This window comes from Coprococcus sp. RTP21428st1_C9_RTP21428_210409 (assembly GCF_040227395.1).
In the GTDB taxonomy this organism is placed as follows: Bacteria; Bacillota; Clostridia; order Lachnospirales; family Lachnospiraceae; genus Coprococcus; species Coprococcus aceti.
This window is the reverse complement of the sequence record NZ_JBEHVV010000132.1, coordinates 1-2,229: the sequence shown is the minus strand read 5'-3', so window position 1 is coordinate 2,229 and position 2,229 is coordinate 1. Positions and strand designations below refer to the sequence as shown.

Annotated in this window: 2 protein-coding genes; both read right to left on the bottom strand. The window is 46.4% G+C overall.

Annotation, left to right across the window (positions count from 1 at the left end; all coding sequences use genetic code 11):
- Positions 1-1,342 (bottom strand): fibronectin type III domain-containing protein (locus tag ABUA34_RS14150; RefSeq protein ID WP_349823530.1); only part of this gene is annotated, 1,342 nt, incomplete at its 3' end.
- A gap of 182 nt (positions 1,343-1,524) precedes the next feature.
- On the bottom strand, positions 1,525-2,229 hold a 705-nt coding region (locus tag ABUA34_RS14145), incomplete at its 5' end, for a trigger factor (protein ID WP_502880276.1).

Below are 2,229 nucleotides of genomic sequence, written 5' to 3'. Positions count from 1 at the left end.
TGTAACCCATGGTCCTCTCAGATGTATCTGTCGTCTCATATCTCACGGCAGCTCCTGATTTCTTGACTGTCCTTATCATCACCTTGTATGTTCCGTTCGGATCAAGCTTTGTAAGGGTGCATGAGTTTTTCTTGGTGACCACCATACGCTTGTATGCATCACCGGTTATATCGGTTCTCTTTGCCCATACCTCGTATGATACGTCTGCGGTATTGTCCGCAGCCCATGTACACTTCAGTGATCTGTTGCCTGTCTGTATAAGGCTAGGTGCACCTGCTGCATTCATGATGAACTTTACGCCGACAACACCAGATGTCTTTCCTGTTGTTATCTTTCGTGTCTGTGAGTCGTAATACTTTGGCACTACCTTGTAGTAGTATACCGTTCCACTCTTGACCGCAGTGTCCGTGAAATCAGCAGAATATATAGTCTTTATCTTTCTGTAGCCCTTGCTCTTGTTTGTTGAGCGGTACACATCGTACTGATTTGCAAAATTGCTGGTCATCCACAGGAATACTCCCGGCTTACCTATCTTTTCTGATACATTCATGCTTGAAGCATAGAGCTGATCCACCTCTGGAATGCCCACCTTTACTGAAGCTGTCTTACTTGTAGCTATGACCTTGCTCGTCTTCACATACTGATCTGAACCGCTCACGATCCTGAATCTGTAATAATATGTAGTTCCGGTCTTCGCAGTGCTGTCAAGATATGCAAGTCTTGACGTGTAAGATTCACTTCCCGTTGCGATCGTGGTAAATGGCCCACCTGACTTGGTCGCTCTCTGAACCTCATACTTGACCTCATCTGAATGCCTGCTATCAAGATATACGCTGACAGACACATAGCCTGGTTTTGCATAGCCAGTGCTTCCGACTGTATATCCTACACTAACACTAGGATCACCATCAAAGCTCACCTTGTCAGTTTTGACCGGTGAAACCTTCTGTACAGTCACCTCTCCATTTGAATCGTAGGCTCTAACCTCTGCGTTGTAGGTGGAATCAAGCAGCGCCGGGATCTCACAGTTAATACTAAAGGACTGCTGGTCCTCTCCGTTGTACTGTTCCCCGCACTTTACTCCATTGACCCAGACCTCAACTCTGTAAGCCCGGCCGCTTGCATTGATCGTTATGGTCCTTGAGTTCTTATAAGCTCCCGCATACCATATGCTGACATTGGCTGCCGCCACATCAGCCTGTTCCTCCGCCGCCACTGTGGCAGCAGTTCTTCCGTCTGCCGCATTTTCCACACTGGCTGCCATAGCCGTGCCCGCCTCACCGAGCATCATGGCTGAAGCCAGAGCAATGCACAGACATTTTCTCGCAATGTTCTTTCTCATAATATCCCCTTTCCTTTTCTATCTTTAAAATAAAGACATGTTCTCTTTTATTTTAAATTCCCGGAGCCCCTTAGTCAATGTGGATAAACCACAGATTCATTTGTCTATAGACGACAATAGAGACCGGGCATAAAACCTCGGTCTCTATCAGCTTATCCATATTCAAATATATCGCGTGCAGCTTACTCCTCTGTGGCTGCCTCAGATGCATCTGTTGCAGTTGCCTCCACCTGAACTGATCTGTTCATGAGATAGTCAAGCACGTTCTCCTCTGTGGCATAGAACATCAGGTCTGACTCTGAGTAATACTTGTCCACGTCTGAGTCATTCTCCAGATTGTTCTTGTCCATAACCTTCTGTCTGTACGCCTTTATGTCTGCGTTATCGGCGATGAGGTCATTGTCCATTGCTATGCATGACACAACGATCTTCTCCTTCATGACGTTCTCAACTGTGGTGTGAAGGTACTCAAGGAATGATGCCTCGTCCTCATATCCATAGAAATACTTCATATATGCCTCGAAGTCGATTCCGTAGTTGTCTGCGGCACTTCTCACATTTGACACCATGGACTGAATGTAGGAAGCTACCTCATCCTCAGGATACTTGTCAAATGTAACCTTCTCCTCAACAGCCTTGAGAACAGAAGCTCTGTCTGTCTCGTCCGCGGAATCGTCCTTGTTCTTCTGAACATCTTCCTTCAGATGTGCTGTGTAGTCATCGGTTGTTGTGTACTCACCATCAGTAGCCTTCTTGACCAGTGCGTCTGTGTACTCAGGCACCGTGGTAACTGATATATAATTGATCGTAACCTTGTACTCTGCTGTAAGTCCGGCAACTGTTGTGTCGCTGTAATCATCAGGATATGTCACTGTGATCGTCTTGAC